Here is a 23151-nt window from a genome sequence, read left to right as displayed (position 1 = left end):
TTTCTTCCCCCTATTTTTCATTAAGTGAACTATCTCTTAACCCTAAAGCTTTTAGCATTGTTTGGAACTTAGCTGATGTTTCTGCTAACTCGTCTTCTGGTTTTGACTCAGCAACAACTCCAGCTCCTGCATATAAACGAAGTGTATTTTCTTGTACTTCAGCACAACGAATTGTAACAATCCATTCTCCATCTCCATTTAAATCGCTCCATCCTAGCATTCCTGTAAAGAACTCGCGGTCAAATGGCTCAATATGCTGTATAGCCTCTCTTGCCTTTTCCATCGGAGTTCCGCAAACTGCTGGCGTAGGATGAAGGGCAATTGCTAATTGTAAAGAAGAAGTATTTGGATCCTTAAGTTCACCTTTCACTTCTGTAGACAAATGCCACATCGCTTCACTATGAATAACTGATGGCTTTTCTGGAACATGTAATGTATGACAATACGGACGAAGTGCAGCGGCAACCGCTTCAACTACTACCGCATGTTCATGTAAATCTTTTGGAGAAGAAAGTAATTCCTCTGCTCTTCTTTTATCTTCTACTGGATCCTCACTACGTGGCCTCGAACCAGCTAACGGGTTAGAAATAACTTGCATACCATTACGTGAAACAAGTAATTCAGGGCTTGCTCCAATTAGCGTCTTACTGTTCTCTTTTTCACCTTTCGGTAAATTCACAGCAAATGTATAACCATGCTTATTATGCTCTGCTAATTCTCGCAGAAGTTTTTGCTTATCAATCTTTTCGGAAGATTTAACATCTAACGATCTAGATAGAACGATTTTCTTCAAATCACCGTCCTGTATTTTTTTAACTCCTTGCTTCACACCATTCATATAAACTTCAGGGTCTGGTACTGGCGTCATTTCAAATGTTACGTTCTCATTTGTTTCAAGCTGATTTGTTGTATCCAATTGTAAACGCTCAGAAATTCTACTATATTCTGGTACGATAAGTTGGACTTCTTTTCTACGATCAAATGGCAAAGCACCCACAACGATAGGATTTGGATTTCCAGCTTGTTTCGCATTACTTAATGTCGCTTGCACAAGCTCTGGGAAACTTTCAATTTCACGATGCTTTACTGTAGTAAACTCTCCTTCTGCTAATATCGTTCGAGTTGGTGAAGCGAAAAAGAATGAAGATTCAGTCTTATAATCTTCTAAAAGTTTTTCTGACAATTCCTTTACAGCTGTATGTTCATTCATAATATAATAACCTCCTGAATTTTTATTAAACTCCTAACGTAGCACCACCATCGACACATAAATTGTGCATTGTAATATGACTTGCTCTATCTGAAGCTAAAAATAACACTGCTTCAGCAACTTCTGAAGGTTGTGCAATTTTTTGTAATGGAATTCCGAGTCTATATGTATTTTGAGAACCAGCAATTATATTTTTAGCTCCATTCTCATCAGTCCATAGTAATCTTTGCATCTCAGTTTCAGTAGAACCTGGAGAAACTAAGTTGCAGCGTATATTGTATGCCGCAAGCTCTAGTCCTAAACATTTCATAAACATCGTCGTTGCAGCCTTTGACGCAGCATACGCAGCCATCTCCATTCTCGGCGTATTTGCCGCATTTGAACCGACTGTAACAATTGCCCCTGATTTTCTTAACATCATATTTTTACTTACCGCTCGGGACATATTGAAAACCCCTGTAGTATTTACAGAGAATGTTTTATTCCAATCTTCATCACTTAACGAATGAATTGCTCCCATACGTAAAACCCCTGCAACGTTTACTAAAATATCTATTGGCGCTATTTCATTTGCAATATGATTTACAATGTCTTCAACAGCAGCGCTATCACTCACATCTAAACGAAACGTTTTCATACGTGTTTTATTTAATTCATTTTGATTTAAGAGTACATTTAACCCCTCTTCATTTTGATCAACCGCAATAACTGTGGCTCCTCTTTCTAAAAACATTTTGGCAACGACACTGCCTATTCCTTGTGCTGCACCTGTTACTAAAACTGTTTTCCCATCAAATTCCCCTAAGTTCATTTTCTCTATCCTTTCACATAAACATTAATTTCATTAAGTAACACTAATAGTTATGATATTGATTTTCATTATCATTAGTGTTGTAAAAAATAATACACTTACTAAACTAATTGGTCAAGTGCGCATTACTTTAAAATCCATTTTATTGATAATGTTTTTCATTTACCATCTTACACCGAAATGATAATGCTTCTCAATAAACTTGTCAATCTTTTTTATTTTTCAGACAAAGCATTTTAATGCTTCTTAATAAAATCATATCTAAACGTATTAAATGTACTTATATTATAAATAAAATTCAAACTCCTCTTTTTAAAATTGAAGAAGATAAACTAGAGATACGTTCATTTACAATGCTTTATGAAAAACTCAAGTATATATTTTCTCAATATTTTTCTGAAAATATATCTTACAAATGCTAATGAATGTCTTCTTTATCATTTAAGATTTAATATATATTTCGAATACGATGTATCAATTTATCATATTCCAATATAATCCAAATAGGTATTCCACTCACTTTTACATCTATAAAAATCCCAAAAGTAATTTAACCTTGTTAAAATAACTCATAAAAAAAGCATCCCAATTAATAGAATAGGATGCTTTTTCGTAATCATAGTGTTATAGAAGATTTATATACTTATGCTACGCTGCGATACTCTTCTTCGTGTTCTTTTTTCTGTTTAGGTGCTTGAATTAAAATTGCGATAATGAATGACACGACACATAATACACCGATCACCATGAACGTTGGTTTGAATCCACCTAGAAGTGCACCGATAAAGGAACCTGCAAGCGCCCCAAATCCAAATCCTTGATACACAATTCCGTAGTTCTTACTATGGTTTTTCATACCGAAGAAATCGCCAACAATAGCTGGGAAAATAGTGATATTTCCACCAAAGCAAAACGCTACACTTGCTACACATACGAAGTAAATACCATAATTTAAATCTACAAAACTTAGAACTAAGACTGAACTCGCCATAACAACAAAAGTACCAGTAACGATTTTTAAACGACCAATTTTATCCGATAACGGTCCTAAAATAATACGACCTAATGTATTGAAGATTGCAACCATAGCCACCGCATTAGCTGCTGTTGCTGCGCTCAGTCCTACAAGTTGAACACCAATGTCTTTTACCATACCAATTAAGTATAAGCCACTCATACATGATGTAAATAACATTATAAATAATAAGTATACTTGTTTTGTGCCTAACATTTCTTTCGTTGTGTATTCCTTAGTTTTTGTTTCATGAACTGCTCCTTGATCTGCAGCTTGATGGATTAAACAAGCACCAATTACAATCATAGCTGTAACAATTAAACCCCAGTATATAAATGCTTGCGATACACCAACTGATTCAATCAACTGTGCGTTAACGTATTTAAAGATTAAGCTACCTGAACCATATGCAGAGACAGAAATACCAGCAATTAAACCTTTACGCTCTGGAAACCACTTTATTAAATTTGATAGTGAAGTGATATATGCTGTACCATCTGCATAACCTACAACAACTCCTGCTAGTACATAAAGCAATATCAATGAGGAAGCTTGTGAACTAAGTATTAATCCTAGTCCTAATGCTAGTCCAGCTATCATAATAAGTTTACGAAGTCCCCATTTTTCTTGCAATTTACTCGCGAATAAAGTTGAAAATGCTAAAGAAAGACTAGTAATTGAGAAAGTTATCGCAACAGTGTTAAGACTCCAACCGTATTTACTAACTAAAGGCTGATTGAATAAACTCCATGTATATATCGTTCCAAGCCCCATCTGTACTATAACTGTGCCAAAGACAACAAACCATGGATTAACAGTTGATTTTTTCATACCTTTCCGCCTCCTCTTTCTATTTCAATGCTATTCGCTAAATTTACTTTTTTTATGTTCATTTTGGTCACCTCTTTTGATTTAACACCTTCATTATATAAGATGTTTCCGCTTATGTAAGCACTTACAAGATAGAGCGTCAAAAACATGGAATCAGTTACAGAAAACGAAGGACGAAATACAAAAAACTACTGATTAAATACATAAGTAGCTTTTATAATGTTTAGCTTCAATACAACTTACAACTGTTTTATCATCTTCTTTTATAAAAATTATGTCTCATGTTATACAATTGCTAAATTAAAATTTTCCTTTACAAGTAGAAAAAATTTTTATACTTCGATGTACCTTATTTTTATAAAATCACAAATTTTTTCAATAAATAAAACTAAATATTCACTAATATATCTATCCGTGGTTTAATATATATAATAAAAAATATTTCTGTCTTTAAGGAGGTACTATGAAAGCAAACGTAGGGGATACTATACTTTTTCAACGAAACAATTTAAAGATTACAGGATCTGTACTAAAACTTTATACTGAATCGGTCTTAGTTGAAATTACAAATGTAAGCGGTGGTACTTTTGAATTTGATCGAACAATTGTAAATCATAAAAACTATAAAGTTTTAAATACAAATACATAAAACAACACAAAATAGCCCCTGCTCAACAGCAGGGGCTATTTTATATAAAAATATTTCACTAGTTTATATACCCTAAAACATTAACAATCTTACTCGCTTTTAAATTGTTAATATGATAATAAATTTCTAAACCTCTTCTCTCTGCTCGTAACACTTTACCCTTCATTTTTGATAAATGTTGTGAAACAGTAGATTGCGGAATATTCAGTAACTCTGTTAATTGTGTTACATTACAAGTTTTTCTCGTACTTAATTCATTTACAATTTGCAGTCGGATTGGATGCGCCATAATTTTTAAAATATCTACATCTTCTTCTGAAACTAAAGTTTTTCTCATTTCACTCGTATATGTTGTCATAAGACATTCCCCTTTTATATGAATTCCATATTCATAAGATCTATTTCCAAATTTTTTAAAACCCTTGATTAAAACTTTCATATAGAAATAAAAGGATTTTAAATTTTTGAAAACAGAACTTACACTCACTTTATTTATTTATTTGGTACATATACATAATACAATGTTAATATGTGCTCTATGTGAAGTTCGCATAAATTTGTGATGAAGATTTATTTAGCCACTCGCATCCTACTCATCTAATTACCCACTGCATAAAATCATCAGTTATTTTAACACATTTTAGGCGTTTGTATATACTATTTATAAAACAACTTTTATAAAGGGGAATTCATATGCCTACAACGTTACAAGAAGAAGTCGAAGAAGCACGGGAAACATATGTCAGTCGTATCATCTTAGTTGGAGGATCCGCTTTATTTTTAGTAGGCGGGGTTATCTCGGCAATTTCAGCCTTTAAAACTTATAATCGTTTGGAGAATACGCCGCCTTCTACAGATAATTCATAGATATTTTATAAAATAAAACGTCGCCTCCAATGAAGAGACGACGTTTTATTTTTCATACATATGACACTAAAAGTATCGGTAGATTCCCTACTCCATTTTCTAAGCTTACTTCACCACAAACCTAGTCTGACTACACCCATCCTTCTGCTTCGTTACTTCTAATACAGCCGGCATTGCGTTTTTCAGCTCTTGTACGTGTGAAATGACACCGATAAATCGGCCTGATTTTTGCAAGTCAATTAAGGCATCTACTGCTTTCGTTAATGATTCTTCATCTAATGAACCGAACCCTTCATCGATGAACATTGTTTCGATGGAAATACCACCTTCATATGCTTGAATTACATCTGCCATTCCTAGCGCTAAGCAAAGTGATGCGTTAAATTTCTCTCCGCCGGATAATGTTTTTACATCGCGCGTTTGGCCAGTGTATGCATCGTACACATCTAAGCCTAATCCACTTTGACGGTTTCTTTTTTCAACTCGTTCACTTCGTTTTAAATAAAATTGTCCATTTGATAATTTACGTAGTCGTTCGTTTGCGATTTGAACGATTTGTTCTAAATACTCAATTAAGATGTAACGTTCAAATGATATACGACTTTCGTTATCACCTTTCATTACTTCATATAAATCAACAAGTTCTTGGAAGGCTTTTTCTTCCTCGTGAATTTGTTCGTCAATACGTCTAATGTTTTCATGTAAATCAGAAATATATGTTACCGCATTTTGCGCACGTTGACGTTTTTCTTTAATTATATCGAGATTAATTTCTAGTTCTTTTATGTGTTCACCTAAAGATGTAATATCCATATACTCTTTATCTTTTAATTCTGAGTTTAACTCTTCAATTTGTTTTGCAAGCACTTCGAGAGATGAATAATAACCTTGAATTTCTTTTTGTAACATCTCCATCTGGGCATCGCTTAATTTGGCTTCTTTATACGTGAATTGATCTGTAAACCCGCTTTGTTCTAGCTCTCTCATAAAGCGTGCGAAAGTTTCTTCTTTCTTCAATTTTGCACTTTCAAATTGATTAGAAGCACCTTTCTGTTCTGCTTGAATACGTATATTTTCATTTTGCCAATGCTGATACGCTTCCTGCACTTTCTTCCATTCGTCCTCCATTAACCTAAGTTCCTGCATAGCTTGGTCCAACTGTGCTTTCCAAGCTTGTACTGTTTGTAAGTTTTCTGGAATATTTCGTTTATCATGTTCATATGACGTACGAAGTTGCATGCACTCCATTTCTGTACGGTGCTGCATTGTTTCTACTTCCCGTTTTTGTTTCTGAAGTTCTTCTATTTTTTCTTCTACGCTTTTCATGTTCACAGCAATCTGCTTACGTGTTTCTTCACTTGCTTTTAACGTATTCACGTCTGCTGCTAATTGTTTTCCTTTTTGAACAAGTGCACTATATGTTTCAGCTAATTTTTCCGAGTTGTAGCCGCGCTTCACAACTTCTTCTATCACTTGTTCATATTGTAGTCGATAGAAATTCCATTTCTCCTCTACTTGCACATGTAATTTTTCAGCTATGTTCTTCTTATCTCTTAAATCGTTTAACTCTTTTTCATCGATCGCATTACTTTGCTCTGTAGCTTTTTGCGGGTGATTCGTACTACCGCATACCGGACAAGATTCACCATCATGTAAATGAAGAGCTAATATACCAGCTTGTTCACTTAACCAGCGGCGCTCCATGTTTTCATATGCACGAACTGCCACTTGCATTTTATTATTTGCCGCCTCTTTTTCTTGCTCAAATTTTTGTTTTTCTTGCCAAACATCATATGCTTGCTTTAAAACTTTTGCATCTTCTCGCATATTCGTTAGTTCTTCTACTTTAGCTACATATTGCTCAAGTGCTTGTTCTAATTGCTGCAATTCATCAGACATTCCCTGTTTTTGACTTGTATGCTCTTCTAGTTGTTGATCCAACTTGTGCATACTTTCTTTTAATTTCCCTATTTGAATTTCGGCATTTTGTAAATTCAGCTTTCTCTCAGCTAATGATTCAATGATCGCTTGTAACTCTTCTAATCTTTGAACAAGTTTTTTAGCCTCTTCTCGTTCAAGTTCTTTATTCTTTACTACTTCATACTTCTCCTGAGCAAGCTCAAAACTATTCATTATCTGTTCTTGTTTGACGATTATCTGTTTTAACAAACTTTCAGCTTTCTGCTCATTTTGCATTGCTTCTTCATACCATTGTTCAAATGGTAATAAGCGCTTTGCTTGTTCCGCACGTTTAAAGGATTTTTCTTTCCTTTCAATTGCTGCACGGTTCTCTTGTAAAGTGTTATATTTCTCATTCTTTTGTTGTAAATCTATAAATTTCTCATTTACAGATTTTGCTGCATGAAAACGTGTTTCTGCATCCTTTAATTGCTTCGTTTGAACATCTTGTTCTACTTGTAATTGCTCAACCTCTGCCTTATACACTGTTGTTTCTTGTTCTAACGCTTCTACTACTTGATGCGTATTTACATGTTCTTGTGCCGCTAATGTCTCTAATAATGCTCCATCACGGATTGGTAATTTAAAAACATTACGGAAATAGAGCTCTCTCTCTTTTTGTTTTTCTTGTAAAACATCTTTCCATTGTTTTCTCTTTTGATCAAGTAACTCACGCATTAATTTATAACGATCCGTTTTAAAAATACGACGTAAAATCTCTTCTTTGTTTTCCGTCTCAGATGTTAATAGTTTTCGGAATTCACCTTGTGGTAACATAACAATTTGACTAAATTGATGTTTACTTAACCCAATTAAATCTTCCACTTTTTTGTTTACGTCTGTTACATGAAAACGATCGACGGCTGGAACGTTTTCTCCATCAATAACTTCATATAATTCTACTGCATGTCCTGTAATGGTCTTATTCCCTTGTTTTTTATGTCCAAGTTGTCTTTTTATTTCATAGCGTTTCCCTTTTAATTGAAAGGTTAGTTCTACACTTGTATAAACATCATCATCAGCAAATTGACTTCGAAGCATGCTCGTATCACTACGTTCTTCTCCACTAGCCTCACCATATAACACATAACAAATCGCATCAAAAATCGTTGTTTTTCCAGCTCCCGTATTCCCAGAAATAGCGAAAATACGATGTTCTCCAAGATCTTCAAAATCGATTACTTCTTTCTGTTTATATGGCCCGAATGCTGTCATAATAAGCTGAATCGGTCTCATCCTCGTTCACCTTCCCGTTCTTGCACTGTTTGTAATACATCTATAAATAGGCGTTCTTTCTCTTCTGATAAATCTAACCCTTTCATTTCTTTATAGAAAGCCTTTAAAAGAGATAAATCATCCGTTTTATGTCTTGAAACCGTTACTTCATTTGTATCTGTGAGTTCTCGCCTTTGCATCGCTCTTTCAACGTGCATTGCATTTGGATATACAGATCGTATTTTCTCCATTGGCTGTAAGACAGGGTTTTCGTCTAATAATTTTACAAATACGTAATCTTCACTTACTGGGTGCTGTAATAATTCATCTATTTTCGCTTCTACTGTTCGCATTTTACGACGTGGTGAAAGTAACCTTTTTTCAATTGCTACTTCACCAGTTTCATTCAGTTCTACAATGTAATAACCTTTTTTATGTTTCTCTTCAGAAATTGAATAGGCAAGTGGTGAACCTGAATATCTAATGGTCTCATTACGTACGAAATGCGCTTGATGTAAATGTCCAAGCGCTGTGTAATGAAACTTATCAAAATAATGACTATTTACATATTCAGCACCACCAATTGAAAGTGGTCGTTCTGCATCACTTGTATTCTCCTCCGCTTCTCCTGAAGAAGTTACAAATGCATGTCCAACAAATACATGTCTAGCTTCTTTATCCATTGTTTCAGAGAGCTCATTCATAAAAATGCGCATCGCATCATCATGAGAACGTACGTCTTCATTTTTCAACACGTGTCTAACTATGCTTGGGTCTGCATACGGTATTAGATGGAAGTGAACCTCTCCATATTCATCATTTAGTACAACAGGTTCATACGGGAATTGAAATTGGCCTGCAATATGTAATCCCTGTTTTTTCATTAAACTACTCCCAAAATGGATACGATCCGGACTATCATGATTACCAGCTACTGCAATAACTGGTGTTTGTAAATCAATAACTATTTTTTGCAGCACATCATTTAATAAGTCTACTGCTTCTGTAGGTGGAATTGCTCGGTCATATAAATCACCTGCAATAATTACAGCATCTGGTTTTTCTACTTCAACAGCCTGTACAAACTGATCTAATACAATCTTTTGGTCTTCAGTCATATACACGCCATGAACAAGCTTACCTAAATGCCAATCCGCTGTATGAAATAACTTCATATTTTTCTACTCCTTTTAATTTACTGATTTTAGTGAAACGAGTTGATAGTTTATTGTAGTTTTTCCGTTCTCCCACTCTAGCTTCAATATCGTTGCACTTCCAATTCTTTCTTCATTTGATTTATATAAAGGCAATATTTCTTGAATTGTAAATAAGTGATAACCATCCAATATTAATTGAAATATATTTTCTTCAATATGTAATCTTACTTCTTTTTCATTTGAAATAATTTTTGTGTGCATCTCAAATTTCATGATAGATACAACCCCTTTTTATAATCTCTACATTTTAATAGTATAGTGGCTATGCAAGATTGACAAGTACATACACAGCAAAGTACACACTTTTCTATTGTTATATGTTTTATGTATTTTATATAAAGTACGGTATGTGAAATTTTATATTTTCTCCAAAATAAAAATGCCTATTGTGACATCTTTATTTTTGTATAAAGTCTTTCATTACATAATATAAAACGGTAATTAAAACGATTGCGACGAAAAATGAGAACACTGCGACAATGTACCCATCTTTATTTAATAAAATACAGAATGAAATAGATATTATAAAAATCGGAAATACGAGACGTACTTTATCCTTCACTTCTTCTGTCGTATCTGTATGATGAAAATACTGCGTTATCCCTATCATTAAAGAAGACAAAATAATAACCGACAATAGTAAAGGTCCTGGCATTCCGATTTCTCCTTTCTCTATTTCTAATTCAGTGTAAAATTTTTTATTACAATTGTACGATTCATTTTTTCTTCAAACACTCTTTTTAGAATTGATAATGAACAATTCACACCTATATAATAGCGCTTTTATCATAATAACTTCAAATAATTACACTTACAGTAATGTTGTAATATTCCCCCTCAGTCTCTGAAATCCTGCAAAGATAACTCGTCAAAATATGCGGTGACCAAATTAATATTTACCGTCAACTTTTGACAAAATTTATAAAGGACATTTCAGTACATATCAAGAATTAAGAAATAAGAAGATATGTAAGGGAGGATGCATTATGACTGAACACGTTTTATTTTCTGTTAGTGAAAACGGCGTTGCAACAATTACTTTAAACCGTCCAAAAGCACTTAATTCTTTATCTTATGACATGTTACAACCTATCGGACAAAAACTTAAAGAGTGGGAACACGATGAGCGTATTGCACTTATCGTGTTAAAAGGAGCTGGCACAAAAGGTTTTTGTGCAGGTGGCGACATTAAAACTCTTTATGAAGCGCGTTCCAATGAAGTGGCATTGCAACATGCAGAACGTTTTTTTGAAGAAGAGTATGAAATTGATACATATATTTATCAATATACAAAACCGATTATTGCTTGTTTAGATGGAATTGTAATGGGCGGTGGTGTCGGTCTTACAAATGGTGCGAAGTATCGCATTGTAACTGAACGTACGAAATGGGCAATGCCAGAGATGAATATCGGCTTCTTCCCAGACGTCGGAGCTGCATATTTCTTAAATAAAGCACCTGGATATACAGGACGCTTCGTTGCTTTAACAGCATCTATTTTAAAAGCTTCTGACGTATTATTTATTAATGCTGCTGATTACTTTATGACATCTGATTCATTACCAGAGTTTCTTACTGAACTTGAAAGTGTAAATTGGCATAAAGAAGATGATGTACATACTAATTTAAAAGAAGTTATTCATACATTTGCAACTGCTCCAAACTTAGAAAGCGAGCTGACTCCTTCATTAGAAGTAATCAATTCACATTTTGCTTTCGATACAATTGAAGAAATCATCCATTCATTGGAGAAAGATCAAAGTTCCTTTGCTCTAAAAACAAAAGAAACACTGTTATCAAAATCCCCTATTTCACTCAAAGTAACATTAAAACAGTTTATTGATGGACAAGATAAATCCGTTGAAGAATGCTTCGCTACGGACCTTATACTTGCTAAAAATTTCATGAGACATGAAGATTTCTTCGAAGGAGTACGCTCCGTTGTCGTTGATAAAGATCAAAATCCGAATTATAAATATAAACAGTTAAGTGACGTTTCAGAAGAAGATGTGAATCGTTTCTTTAACTTACTTAATGCATAAAATGAAACTGTAATGCGTGGGTGTTTTGTTCATCCCCCACCTAACTTCTTTGCTTCAGCTAAATCTTGTGCGGTGGAAATCTTACTACCCGCAAATAGCGGGATAAAATCGAGGCTATATAGTAGTGAAATTACAGCTACTATATAGCCTTTTTTATTTAATAATTTTTAATAAAATTTAATTTTATTAAATCCATTTTTGTGCTACACTGATTTTAATCAAATATTCTAAAAATAAAAAGGAGGGGCGGCTATGATAGAAAATTATCTTCTTTTCATCATTATGTCTATTTGCCTTATCATTTTACCTGGTCCAGATACAGCAATGGCTACGAAAAACACATTGGTTGCTGGTAAAGTCGGTGGAGTGAAAACAGTGTTTGGTACATGTATTGCACTATTAATTCATACTTTAGCTGCTATAATTGGTCTTTCTGCACTTATTGTAAAGTCAGCTCTTTTATTTTCTATTTTCAAGTACGTTGGGGCTCTCTATTTAATATATATCGGTATTAAAGCCCTTTTAGCAGTAAGAAATAAAGAAGGCATAGATACAAATGATATATCTTTAAATAATGAAAACAAACATACTTCTTGCTTTCGCCAAGGATTTCTAACGAATTTATTAAATCCTAAGATAGCAGTCTTCTTTTTAACTTTTTTACCGCAATTTTTAAATCCAAATCATAATACATTTATTCAACTTCTTGTAATGGGCCTTACTTACCTCGTTTTAACTGCCATTTGGTTTGCGTTTTATATATTGTTAATTGATAAAATTAGTGCTTTTATGAAAAAACCGAAGACGCAACGTTATATTCAAGGGCTAACAGGAATCGTCCTAATTGGATTTGGTGTTAAACTAGCTTTTGAAAAAAGTAATTGATAAAAACGAAAAACACCACTATTAATAGTGGTGTTTTTCATTTCACAACTAATCTGACAGTCTACTCTTTATTAAAACCAGCGCTCAGTTACAACTTTTTTACGTGTATAGAATTGAACGCCATCTGTACCATTTGTACCTAAATCACCAAAGAATGAAGCTTTATTTCCTGCAAATGCGAAGAATGCCATTGGTGCTGGAACATTTACATTTACACCAATCATACCAGCATCGATGTTATCACGGAACGTTTGTGCATGTTTACCATTTGACGTATAAATAACCGCACCATTTGCAAATTTAGATTGATTTGTTAGTTTAATACCTTCTTCTAAATCTTTAACACGTACAATGCTTAATACTGGAGCAAAAATTTCATCTTGCCAAATTTTCATTTCTTGATTCACGCCATCAAAGATTGTCGCACCTACAAAATAACCTTCTCCAACTTCTTCATTAATTTTACGGCCATCTACTAATAAAGTTGCCCCATCTGCTACACCACTATTAATATAGCCTAAAACGCGCTCTTTATGAGATTCACGAATTAATGGTCCAACATAGTTATCTTCGCTAAAGCCATCGCCTACTTTTAATTTTTTCGTTTCTGCTACTAATACATCAATGAATTCATCAGCAATTTCATCCACTACTGCTACTACTGAGCATGCCATGCAGCGCTCTCCACTACTTGCAAATGCAGATCCAATTACACCTTGTACTGTTTTCTCAAGATTGCAATCTGGCATTACAATCGCATGGTTTTTCGCACCTGCTAACGCTTGTACACGTTTTCCGTGTTTCGTACCTGTTTCATATACGTAACGAGCTACTGGCTCAGAACCGACGAACGAAACAGCTTGAATATCTTTATTTTCTAAAATGCTATTTACAACATCTTTTCCGCCTTGTACTAAATTTAATACGCCTTTTGGGAAACCTGCTTCATAGAATAATTCTACAAGTCGCTCCGCTAAAAGTGGCGTTCTTTCCGATGTTTTTAATACGAATGTATTACCGCAAGCAATTGCAAGTGGGAACATCCATAACGGAATCATCATCGGGAAGTTAAACGGCGTAATACCAGCAACAACTCCGATTGGGTAGCGCCAAATTGATCCATCAATTCCGCTAGCAATATTCGGCAGCGCTTGACCCATCATTAGATTTGGTGTAGATGTTGCAAGTTCTACCGCTTCAATACCACGCTGTACTTCACCTGTTGCATCCGTTAGCGTCTTACCATTCTCTAGCGTAATGATTTTCGCAAGCTCATCTTTGTTTTCTTGTAATAGCTGTAAATATTTATATAAATTTCTTGAACGATTCGGAACTGGTACTTTAGACCACATTTCGAATGCTGCTTTTGCCGCTTCAACAGCTTTTTCAACATCTTCTTTTGGAGATAGTGGAACGTAAGCGATAATTTTTCCAGTCGCTGGATTTGGAACTGCTTCTACTTCCGTACCTGTCGATTCAACCCACTCACCGTTAATGTGATTTTTTACTCGTTTAATTTCAGTTGTAATCATTGTATTCTCTCCTTTGTATAATTTATTTTTGATTAGAAATTAATTGCTCGCTAACTTTCTTATATAAAGCAGCCATATCGTTTTCACCATATCCAGCTTGACTCGCTTCGTCATATACGTTTAATAACATTTCGCTTACCGGTAAATGGAGTTCGCTTTCCTTAGCTAAGTCAACTGCAAATCCTAAATCTTTCTTCAATAAGTTCACAGTAAATCCTGGCTCGTAGTTTTCAGGTGCTATAAAACTTTTAAAATTACGTTCATAAATTCTACTTTGACCGTAACTTACATTTAAAATATCAAACATTTTATCTAAATCCATATTGTTCTTTTTTGCTAATGTTAAAGCTTCACTCACACCAGCTGTATAAAAACCAATTAATAAGTTATTAATTAACTTAACAGTTGTACCACTATCAATCTGCTCACTAACGTGGAAAATATTCGCGCCTAGTACGCCCATGATAGATTCCGTTTTCTCATATACCTTTTTTGATCCACCAACCATAAACGTTAATGTACGGTTTTCGGCTCCGATTACTCCACCACTCACAGGTGCTGCTAAAAAGTCTACTTTCTTTTCCTTTGCAGCTTCCTCTAATTGTTTGTTTAACTGCGGCGATACCGTACTTGTATCAATGAAAACTACATTCGAGTGACCATTTTCAAATAATCCTTCTGCTCCAAAATATACCGCTTCAACAGCGCGAGGTGAAGGTAAACTTGTAAAAACTACATCACATGTTTCTGCTAGTTTTAAGATTGATAGACCGATAATTCCGCCTTCTTTTTCAAAGGACGCTTCAGCCTCTTTATTTAAGTCCACGCCATATACTGTGTAACCTGATTTAACTAGATTTTTTGACATCGGAAGACCCATGTTACCTAAACCGATAAAACCAATCTTTTTCATATCGCTTTCCTCCTATTTACACAATATATTTCCCACGATTTATAATAGCTTTCGCAATTTCTCTCTTCTTCGTAAATACGTTCGTGTATAAAGGTACTAATAATTGACGGATTTCAGCTAAAATCACATGTCTATCTTGTTCTTCTGTGACAGCCGCTGAAAGTACAGAAATCGCCGCTTCTTCTACTTTACGATATCCTTCTTCACAAATAACATCCGTTATTTGTTGCTTCGTACGTTCTTTTTCCTCACCATTTTTACTTACTGCTTTTCTCGTACGTAAAAACGCTGATTCCATGACGTACACGTCCGTCAACATATTTGATATTACACGTGAATATTCTTGTTCTTGGTCGATTTTTAGACTTGGAGTTTTAGAGAGCGTTTTCAAAGATTGTTTCAACAATTTTTTCGCTAATAAAATGTAACGATGGTTTCTTTCGACATTTGCTACATCACTTTCTACTTCAGTATCTTCTAATGGTTCGATTTGCTTCATTAACATTTTGGCAACTGTTAATCTATTAATTTCGTTCGTTCCTTCAAAAATACGACTAATTCTAGCATCACGATATAATCGTTCTACCTCATACTCTTGCATATAACCGTAACCACCATGAATTTGTACAGCTTCATCTACAATATAAGCAAGTGTTTCAGAAGCATTTACTTTATTTAGTGCACATTCAATTGCAAATTGAGACATTTTTTTCATAAGATCTTCATCGCTCTCATGAATTGCTTCATCAATTACACCTGCTGTACGGTAAGCTGCACTTTCTGCTCCATATGTAGCAATGATCATATTTGCAATTTTCTCTTGAATCATCGTAAAGTCTACTAATTCCATTTGGAACTGTTTTCGCTCTTTTCCATATTGAACTGACAAACCAATTGCTTGTTTTGCTGTTCCAATATTTCCAAAAGCAAGTTTAAGTCTAGCAAAGTTAAGAATATTAAGAGCTACGTGATGCCCTTTCCCAACTTCCCCTAAAACATTTTCAACAGGGATGACAACATCTTCTAAAATAAGAGTCGCCGTTGAAGAACCTTTAATACCCATTTTCTTTTCTTCTAACCCAATGGATACACCTTCACATGTTCTTTCGACAATAAATGCTGTCATTCCTTTATTTGTCTTCGCAAAAACAACGTATACATCTGCCATATGAGCATTTGTAATCCATTGCTTCTCACCATTTAACTTCCAAGCTGTTCCCTCTTCATTCAATACTGCGCTCGTTTTTGCACTTAATGCATCCGAACCAGCATTTGGCTCAGTTAAAGCATAAGCCCCAATCCATTCTCCCGATGCGATTTTTGGTAAATATTTTTCTTTCTGTTCTTTCGTTCCGTAATATATGTAAGGCAATGTACCGACACCAGCGTGTATATTAAATGAAACGCTAAATGCACCAGCGTAACCCATTTTCTCTGCTACAAGACCTGAGACAGCCTTTCCTAACTCGAACCCGCCATAATCTTCTGGTACCTCAATGCCTAATAATCCAAGTTCCCCAGCTTTCTCAAATAATTGACGAGAAACTTTATAGTTATGTTGTTCAATATTCTCCATTTGTGGAACAATTTCTTGTTTAACGAATTGTTCTGTCGTTTTTGCGATTAAATCTTCATCACCTGAAAAATCTTCTGGTGTAAAGTAAGTATGATTTATATCTTTATTGAGTGAAAAAAATTCATCCCATGGTAACTTCGTTTGCTCCATATGTATCCCCCTATCATTCGGCCTTCATAGCTTTTTGCTTATGCTCGTCTACGATGAGTGGAATATCTTTTTTGAAAATAGAAGGCGATGATTTTTCACATCAAGCATTTTATTTTGCCAAAGATGTATTTTCATCGCCTTCACTGCTTTATCTATTGATCTTCTGATAATACTGTTTTTGCAATACCAGTATCTAACTCTTCAAAGTCATGATATGAAATTGTTTCGTATAATTCACTTCTCGTTTGCATATTAGAAAGTGCATCTTTTTGAGAACCTGTTTCTTTAATTAAAGTAAACACATTTTCATACGCTTTCGCTGCAACGCGAAGTGAAGTTACAGGATAAATAACCATTTGGAAGCCCATGTTCGCAAATTCCTCTGCACTATAATATGGAGTTTTTCCGAATTCAGTCATATTCGCAAGTAAAGGTGCATTTACCTTACTATTAAATAGACGGAATTCTTCCTCTGATTGAAGCGCTTCAGGGAAAATTGCATCTGCACCTGCTTTTACATATGCATTTGCTCTTTCAATTGCTTCATCTAATCCTTCAACGCCGCGAGCATCAGTACGTGCTACAATGTATAAGCTCGGTGCAACTTCTTTAATCGCTTTAATTTTTTGAACCAATTCTTCTGTAGTAACAAGTTTCTTACCATTTAAATGTCCACATTTTTTTGGTAATTGTTGATCTTCAATTTGGACAGCTGCTACTTTCGCTTCCACCATTTCTACAGCTGTTCTCGCTACATTTAGTACACCACCAAATCCTGTATCAATGTCAACAAGAACAGGTAAGTCTGTAGCTCTTACTAAATCTCTTGCTCTCTCAGCCACTTCAGTAGACGTCACGATACCTAAATCTGGTAAACCTTTACTTGCAGTATAAGCAGCTCCGGATAAATAAAGAGCTGAAAAACCTGTATTTTTTGCAACTAAAGCCGCCATTGCATCATGAGCACCTGGAATTTGCAAAATTTCATTTGCTTCTACTAAAGCTCGGAATCGATTCGCAAGCTCCTCTTGTGTTGACTGCTTTTTCACAACCCAAGCCATTCTAAATTCCCCCTATTATTAAATTAAGAATAGATCTACAAATTCGTTTACATTCATATTTTCTAGTTTTTCTTCATTTAAACAAACTTCATGAATTTCTTCTTGTTGCTTACTAGAATAATGACCTGCCATATTTGCAGTGAATTTTTGAATAACTTTTGGAATTGCTTCGTCTCTACGGAAACGGTGACCAAGTGGATATTCACATTCCACATTTTCTGTTACTGTGCCATCCTTAAAGTGAACTTGAACAGCGTTGGCGATTGAGCGCTTGTTCGGATCAAGGTAATCTAAACTGTACTGTTTGTTTTCAACAACAACCATCTTATTACGTAATTCGTCTACACGTGGATCGTTTGCTACTGCATCTTCATAATCGTCTGCAACGATATCTCCTTTTAATAAACCAATTGCGGTAATGTATTGTAAGCAATGATCACGATCAGCTGGGTTATTTAATGGACCTTCTTTATCAATAATACGAATTGCTGATTCATGAGTTGTAATTGTAATACGGTCAATTTCACCTAATCTTTCTTTAATTTCCGGATGCAACTTCACTGCACATTCTGCAGCTGTTTGTGCATGGAATTCTGCTGGATATGATACTTTAAATAATACATTTTCCATTACATAAGACTCTAGTGGTCTAGCTAATTTTAATTCTTGTTTGTTAAATAATACATCTTGGAATCCCCATCCTGGTGCAGATAATGCTGTTGGATAACCCATTTCACCTTTTAGAGCAGTCATTGCAAGATGAACACCGCGGCTTGTTGCATCACCTGCTGCCCATGATTTACGTGAGCCAGTATTCGGAGCATGACGATATGTACGAAGACTAGAATTATCAATCCATGCATGTGATAATGCATTAAAGATTTCTTCACGTGTTCCGCCAAGCATTTTTGCAACTACGGCAGTTGTAGCTACTTTTACATACAATACATGGTCAAGACCAACGCGGTTTAAGCTATTTTCTAAAGCAAGCACGCCTTGAATTTCATGTGCTTTAATCATCATTTCTAGTACTTCACGTACTTTTAAAGCTTCTTTTCCTTCTGAAATACGAACGCGACTAATATAATCTGCGACCGCTAATATTCCGCCTAAGTTATCAGATGGATGTCCCCACTCTGCTGCAAGCCAAGTATCGTTATAATCTAACCAACGGATCATACATCCGATATTAAATGCACCTTTTACTGGATCTAGTACATAAGACGTACCTGGTACACGTGTACCATTTGGCACGATTGTTCCTGGCACAACTGGTCCTAGTAATTTTGTACATTCTGGATATTGCAGTGCTAAAATTCCACACCCAAGTGTATCAAGTAATACGTAACGAGCTGTACTGAATGCTTCTGCACTAGTAACCTCTTTATTCAATACATAATCCGTAATCTCTTCTAATAATGCATCTTTTTGCTTAATTTCATTTGTTTTAATCATGCTATCCTTCCCTTTCTGTCGAAAATTCGTTATTATTAATGATGGGTGTCGGTCAAACACCCATCTGGCGGGCGGCGCTAACAACTCCCCAGTTGTTCTTATTTACTAAGTACATGTCGCTCGCCAATATAATTTACACGTGGACGGAACAAACGATTATTTGCATGTTGCTCAATAACGTGCGCACATAATCCTACTGTTCTAGAGCTAAAGAAGATTGGTGTATAAAGTTGAATTGGAATACCTAACATCCAATATACTGGAGCTGCATAATAATCAAGATTTGGATAAATTCCTTTTTCCTTCTCCATAATCTTTTCTCCAGCTTCACACATTTCATATAGTGTATAATCACCTTTTACATCGCATAACTGTTTTAAAGCTTCCTTCATCATAAGTGCTCTTGGATCCATTTTCTTCATATAAACACGGTGTCCAAAGCCCATAATTTTTTCTTTGTTATATAGTTTCTTCTGTAATAACTCTTCAAATTTCTCAACATTACCAGCTTCTAAAAGCATGTACATAACCGCTTCATTTGCACCGCCATGTAAACTTCCTTTTAAAGATGCAACTGCCCCTGTTAAAGCACCATATAAATCTGATTGTGTTGATGCAATAACGCGAGCTGTAAATGTAGAGTTTGGCATTTCATGTTCACTATATAAAACAAGGGAACGATCAAAGATCTTTTCCTCAAGTTCAGTTGGTTTTTTTCCAGTTAACATATAGAAGAAATTCGCACTATAAGATAATTCTTTAAGAGGTTCGATTGGCTCCTCATTATTTAAAATATGATAGCTATTCGCTACAATGTTTGGCACTTTACTTAACAGCTTGTACCCTCGGCTTTTATTCACTTCTAACGAACGGTTTTCGATATCATTATCGTAACCAGCTAATGCCGACACACCTGTACGTAATCCATCCATAGGATGCGTCTCTTTAGGCAATGCCTTTAGTACGTTGAATACACCTTCTGGTACTGCATATTCTTCTTTTAATTTCTTTTCAAGTGTTGCTTTTTCATCCTCATTCGGTAGGTGTTCCTCCAATAAAAGGTGCACAATGTCTAAATACTCTTTTGTTTTTGAGAGTTCGATTAAGTCATACCCTTGAATTACAATTTCACCTTTTACTGTGTCAAGAAACGATATCTTCGTCTCCGCTGCCACTATACCATCTAATCCCGGGGAAAATTTTTCTTCAGCTTTCATCATTATTTCCTCCAATCCTAATAGATCTTCGTGCACATAACTGTAAGCCTTTACAATATTGTGAAACTACATTTCTATTTCAATGTATCAGAGTTTTTAGAAGATTTCAATTTATTTTATAATGATAAGTTTCCTACACTTTTCTTACTGTAACAATACAATTTTTTGAAAATAATTCTTATGTTTTATAAAGAAAGAATAGACTTCTTTACGTATTTTTAAAAACAAGATATAAAGATTCTTCATATAACACCGCCAAATATACTATTATTCTAATTTTATTTGCGAAATAGAAAAAACGAGCTGTACACAAATACAGCTCGTTACTATATGATATTTATTTCACTATCTCTTAAATATAATTTTTATATAAAATTTATTCATTTTTAATAAAGTTATTATTTTACATAATTAAATTGAATTTCTTCCATTTCCTCATGATAACTTACAAATAAATCATAGTTTTGAAAATACCAAAGATCATCAGAATCTACAAAAAATATAATACCTTCCTTCTCAACTGACACTATTTCCCCATCTGGTTTCTCTGCAACAACCCCTAAAGAATATCCGGGCTGAATTGAACTACCCCCTCCATACCTTACAGTAAAACGTACAGATTCACCGTGCTTTATACGTAATTCTTCCTGGAACCATTGTAGAGCTTTACGATCAATTGAAATTTCCATCTTTATTCCTCCAGTTTACGCAAACTCTTTTTTTCCTAATCGCTGTTTTACAAAGAAGACGAAAATAATTAAGGCTATTAATGCTGAAATTGCACTCCCTGAAAATAAAATACGATAACCAAACATTTGTGAAACCACTCCAAGTAAAATAGCACCTAACCCGATTCCTAAATCAAACGCTGTAAAAAATGAAGCGTTCGCAACTCCTCTCTTACTCGGATCAACAATTGTAAGCATTGCCGCTTGCAAAGCTGGCTGCGCTGAACCAAATCCAATACCGTATAATGTTGCTGCGATAATTACACCTATCAAACCATTCGAAATAGTTAAAACAACTATAGCTAAAATAGTAATACATAATGCTGGGAGTATGATGAATACTTCTCCATATCTATCTAATAGTTTTCCTGAAATTGGTCTTACAATTGTTAATGCAATTGCATATACAAGAAAGAAAGTTCCCGGATTCACATGAATTGATGATGCAAATAACGGTAAAAATGTTGTTATTCCTCCATATGCAAACGATAAAAAGAATACTACAATCGTGATTGTTAATACGGATTTCTCAAATAGCTGAATTTTCCCTTTTTCTTTTTGTGGCGTAAATGGCATCTTCGTTATTAGTGATAATACGACTGCCATAAAAGATAACAACGTCGCTAATAAAAATAGACCATTAAATGAATAATTTTGCACAACCCATAATCCAATCATAGGTCCGATGGCCATTGCAATTGTCATCGCCATCCCGTACCAGCCCATTCCTTCTCCACGGCGTGAATCTGGAATAATATCAGTTATCGCTGTTCCAACAGCTGTTGTAGAAACAGCCCATGTTACTCCGTGAATAACACGTAAAACAGCTAAAAGGACAATAGTCGATGCTATATTATAGGAATACATCGTTAATCCAAAAAAGATGAGTCCGAAAATAATAAAGGATCTTCTACCATATTGATCTAGCATTCCTCCAATAATCGGTCGTATTACTACAGCAGCTATTGTAAACATCCCCATCATGAGTCCAACTTGCGATTCATTGCCACCTATCTCTTTAATAAAGAGCGGTAGCGTTGGAACAAGTAAATAAAATCCTGTAAATAAAAATAACATTGCGAAAGTCATTTGAATAAATGATTTCGTCCATAATCGTTCCATAAAAATACCTCCATACACTCGTAAAATATTACGATTAACAACCTCATTGTACATTTTATTGATCTCTTTTCCCTCCGCAAATAGACGTATCTTTTCATATTAAATAGTCCACCATCAGCTTACATTAGTCTTAAGACTTTGTACGCATGTTTTAAACGAAAGTCCTATATATGTACCTTTATAAGCGTGAAAAGAATATACTAATTTATTAACACAACTTAGGAGTGAATATTTTATGTGGGTATTATTAAGAGTAACTGCCGTAGTTCCTTCGACTCCTGGGATACATGTTCCTGCAGTTCATACAGCTAGCTCCGATGTAGGAATTGAACTTCCCGCCACTTGGCAACAATATCAAATTCCCGGTCAAGTTACCCCCTCATTTTGGCATCATGGTACACACCCCAGTAGTACTACCATTTATAGCCATAGTTATCCTCCACTACCTCCGACTCAAGTCTTTTATCATTTCCCTTCAATTTATTTTCAAAATTTTTATGGTACGTTTAACATTTAATAGCTATCACTGTATTACCCCTACATTTTGATAAAGCGAACCTTTAATCCAGTTTCAACATAAAAAAGTCGAATTCCTTAAATAAGAAATCCGACTTTTTAATTGTTTTCCAAACTAATGTAACCGTTAAAGAAAGACATTTATTAAAGATTTGAATATAATTCCCACTTGTTTAATGC

At 34.7% G+C, this 23151-nt stretch carries 21 protein-coding genes; 5 read left to right on the top strand and 16 right to left on the bottom strand.

Annotated elements, in window-relative coordinates:
* Positions 1–10: 10 nt before the first annotated feature.
* The 3 genes from dhbC to JFU02_RS31020 all read right to left on the bottom strand — a co-directional run bounded on the left by dhbC (position 11) and on the right by JFU02_RS31020 (position 3867).
* Positions 11–1210, bottom strand: a complete 1200-nt coding sequence (dhbC, locus tag JFU02_RS31030; RefSeq protein WP_001002142.1) for an isochorismate synthase DhbC — start codon at positions 1208–1210, stop codon at positions 11–13.
* A gap of 25 nt (positions 1211–1235) precedes the next feature.
* Positions 1236–2021, bottom strand: a complete 786-nt coding sequence (gene dhbA, locus JFU02_RS31025; RefSeq protein ID WP_001048426.1) for a 2,3-dihydro-2,3-dihydroxybenzoate dehydrogenase — start codon at positions 2019–2021, stop codon at positions 1236–1238.
* Between the two features lie 643 nt (positions 2022–2664).
* Entirely contained in the window at positions 2665–3867 is a 1203-nt protein-coding gene (locus tag JFU02_RS31020; protein ID WP_201072098.1) for an L-lactate MFS transporter, read from the bottom strand.
* 463 nt (positions 3868–4330) lie between these two features.
* On the opposite strand from JFU02_RS31020, the gene JFU02_RS31015 reads away from it, so the two are divergent.
* On the top strand, positions 4331–4516 hold the full coding sequence (locus JFU02_RS31015) for a YkvS family protein (RefSeq protein WP_000646793.1): 186 nt from the start codon (positions 4331–4333) through the stop codon (positions 4514–4516).
* Positions 4517–4574: 58 nt separating this feature from the next.
* On the opposite strand, the gene JFU02_RS31010 is transcribed toward JFU02_RS31015, so the two are convergent.
* On the bottom strand, positions 4575–4874 hold the full coding sequence (locus JFU02_RS31010; protein WP_000214801.1) for an ArsR/SmtB family transcription factor: 300 nt from the start codon (positions 4872–4874) through the stop codon (positions 4575–4577).
* A gap of 335 nt (positions 4875–5209) precedes the next feature.
* On the opposite strand from JFU02_RS31010, the gene JFU02_RS31005 reads away from it, so the two are divergent.
* The gene (locus tag JFU02_RS31005; RefSeq protein ID WP_001143355.1) at positions 5210–5383 is read left to right on the top strand and encodes a hypothetical protein; all 174 of its coding nucleotides are present in this window, start codon (positions 5210–5212) and stop codon (positions 5381–5383) included.
* Positions 5384–5488: 105 nt separating this feature from the next.
* Here the strand turns inward: JFU02_RS31005 and JFU02_RS31000 are convergent, their stop codons facing one another.
* The 4 genes from JFU02_RS31000 to JFU02_RS30985 form a co-directional block, all read right to left on the bottom strand.
* The gene (locus tag JFU02_RS31000; protein WP_061667579.1) at positions 5489–8578 is read right to left on the bottom strand and encodes an AAA family ATPase; all 3090 of its coding nucleotides are present in this window, start codon (positions 8576–8578) and stop codon (positions 5489–5491) included.
* On the bottom strand, positions 8575–9732 hold the full coding sequence (locus tag JFU02_RS30995) for an exonuclease SbcCD subunit D (RefSeq protein WP_000765159.1): 1158 nt from the start codon (positions 9730–9732) through the stop codon (positions 8575–8577). The genes JFU02_RS31000 and JFU02_RS30995 overlap by 4 nt, the downstream gene beginning before the upstream one ends.
* A gap of 15 nt (positions 9733–9747) precedes the next feature.
* Positions 9748–9987, bottom strand: a complete 240-nt coding sequence (locus JFU02_RS30990; protein ID WP_000667344.1) for a DUF2584 family protein — start codon at positions 9985–9987, stop codon at positions 9748–9750.
* A gap of 184 nt (positions 9988–10171) precedes the next feature.
* Positions 10172–10429, bottom strand: a complete 258-nt coding sequence (locus tag JFU02_RS30985) for a hypothetical protein (RefSeq protein ID WP_001119409.1) — start codon at positions 10427–10429, stop codon at positions 10172–10174.
* Positions 10430–10760: 331 nt separating this feature from the next.
* Here JFU02_RS30985 and JFU02_RS30980 point away from each other — a divergent pair, with 331 nt between their 5' ends.
* Together JFU02_RS30980 and JFU02_RS30975 are read left to right on the top strand one after the other, a co-directional pair.
* Positions 10761–11816 (top strand): enoyl-CoA hydratase/isomerase family protein, encoded by a 1056-nt coding sequence (locus JFU02_RS30980; RefSeq protein WP_061667580.1) that lies wholly within the window; start codon positions 10761–10763, stop codon positions 11814–11816.
* A 252-nt stretch (positions 11817–12068) separates the two neighbouring features.
* A complete protein-coding gene (locus JFU02_RS30975) occupies positions 12069–12701 on the top strand; it encodes a LysE family translocator (RefSeq protein ID WP_061667581.1) in 633 nt (210 codons plus the stop codon).
* A 71-nt stretch (positions 12702–12772) separates the two neighbouring features.
* On the opposite strand, the gene JFU02_RS30970 is transcribed toward JFU02_RS30975, so the two are convergent.
* The 8 genes from JFU02_RS30970 to JFU02_RS30935 form a co-directional block, all read right to left on the bottom strand.
* A complete protein-coding gene (locus JFU02_RS30970) occupies positions 12773–14233 on the bottom strand; it encodes a CoA-acylating methylmalonate-semialdehyde dehydrogenase (protein ID WP_061667582.1) in 1461 nt (486 codons plus the stop codon).
* 22 nt (positions 14234–14255) lie between these two features.
* Entirely contained in the window at positions 14256–15146 is an 891-nt protein-coding gene (locus JFU02_RS30965) for an NAD(P)-dependent oxidoreductase (RefSeq protein WP_061667583.1), read from the bottom strand.
* 16 nt (positions 15147–15162) lie between these two features.
* A complete protein-coding gene (locus tag JFU02_RS30960; protein ID WP_098867576.1) occupies positions 15163–16872 on the bottom strand; it encodes an acyl-CoA dehydrogenase family protein in 1710 nt (569 codons plus the stop codon).
* A 152-nt stretch (positions 16873–17024) separates the two neighbouring features.
* Positions 17025–17933 carry a methylisocitrate lyase gene (prpB, locus tag JFU02_RS30955; protein WP_000312640.1) on the bottom strand — a complete coding sequence of 303 codons (909 nt, stop codon included), beginning with the start codon at positions 17931–17933 and terminating at the stop codon, positions 17025–17027.
* Between the two features lie 18 nt (positions 17934–17951).
* Positions 17952–19388: a 2-methylcitrate dehydratase gene (gene prpD, locus JFU02_RS30950; RefSeq protein ID WP_000598124.1), complete on the bottom strand. Its 1437-nt coding sequence runs from the start codon at positions 19386–19388 to the stop codon at positions 17952–17954.
* 98 nt (positions 19389–19486) lie between these two features.
* Positions 19487–20608, bottom strand: coding sequence for a citrate synthase (gene mmgD / locus JFU02_RS30945; RefSeq protein ID WP_001987369.1), 1122 nt, complete (start codon positions 20606–20608; stop codon positions 19487–19489).
* Positions 20609–21003: 395 nt separating this feature from the next.
* A complete protein-coding gene (locus JFU02_RS30940; RefSeq protein WP_061667586.1) occupies positions 21004–21294 on the bottom strand; it encodes a HesB/YadR/YfhF family protein in 291 nt (96 codons plus the stop codon).
* 15 nt (positions 21295–21309) lie between these two features.
* Positions 21310–22455 (bottom strand): MFS transporter, encoded by a 1146-nt coding sequence (locus tag JFU02_RS30935; RefSeq protein ID WP_042973301.1) that lies wholly within the window; start codon positions 22453–22455, stop codon positions 21310–21312.
* A gap of 235 nt (positions 22456–22690) precedes the next feature.
* Between JFU02_RS30935 and JFU02_RS30930 the strand changes: the two genes are divergently transcribed.
* The gene (locus JFU02_RS30930) at positions 22691–22972 is read left to right on the top strand and encodes a hypothetical protein (protein ID WP_061667587.1); all 282 of its coding nucleotides are present in this window, start codon (positions 22691–22693) and stop codon (positions 22970–22972) included.
* The last annotated feature ends 179 nt before the right edge of the window (positions 22973–23151 follow it).

The organism is Bacillus sp. TH13 (assembly GCF_016651175.1).
Classification (GTDB): domain Bacteria; phylum Bacillota; class Bacilli; order Bacillales; family Bacillaceae_G; genus Bacillus_A; species Bacillus_A thuringiensis_S.
Note: the sequence above shows the minus strand (reverse complement) of the source record. Positions and strands in the feature narration are given on the sequence as shown.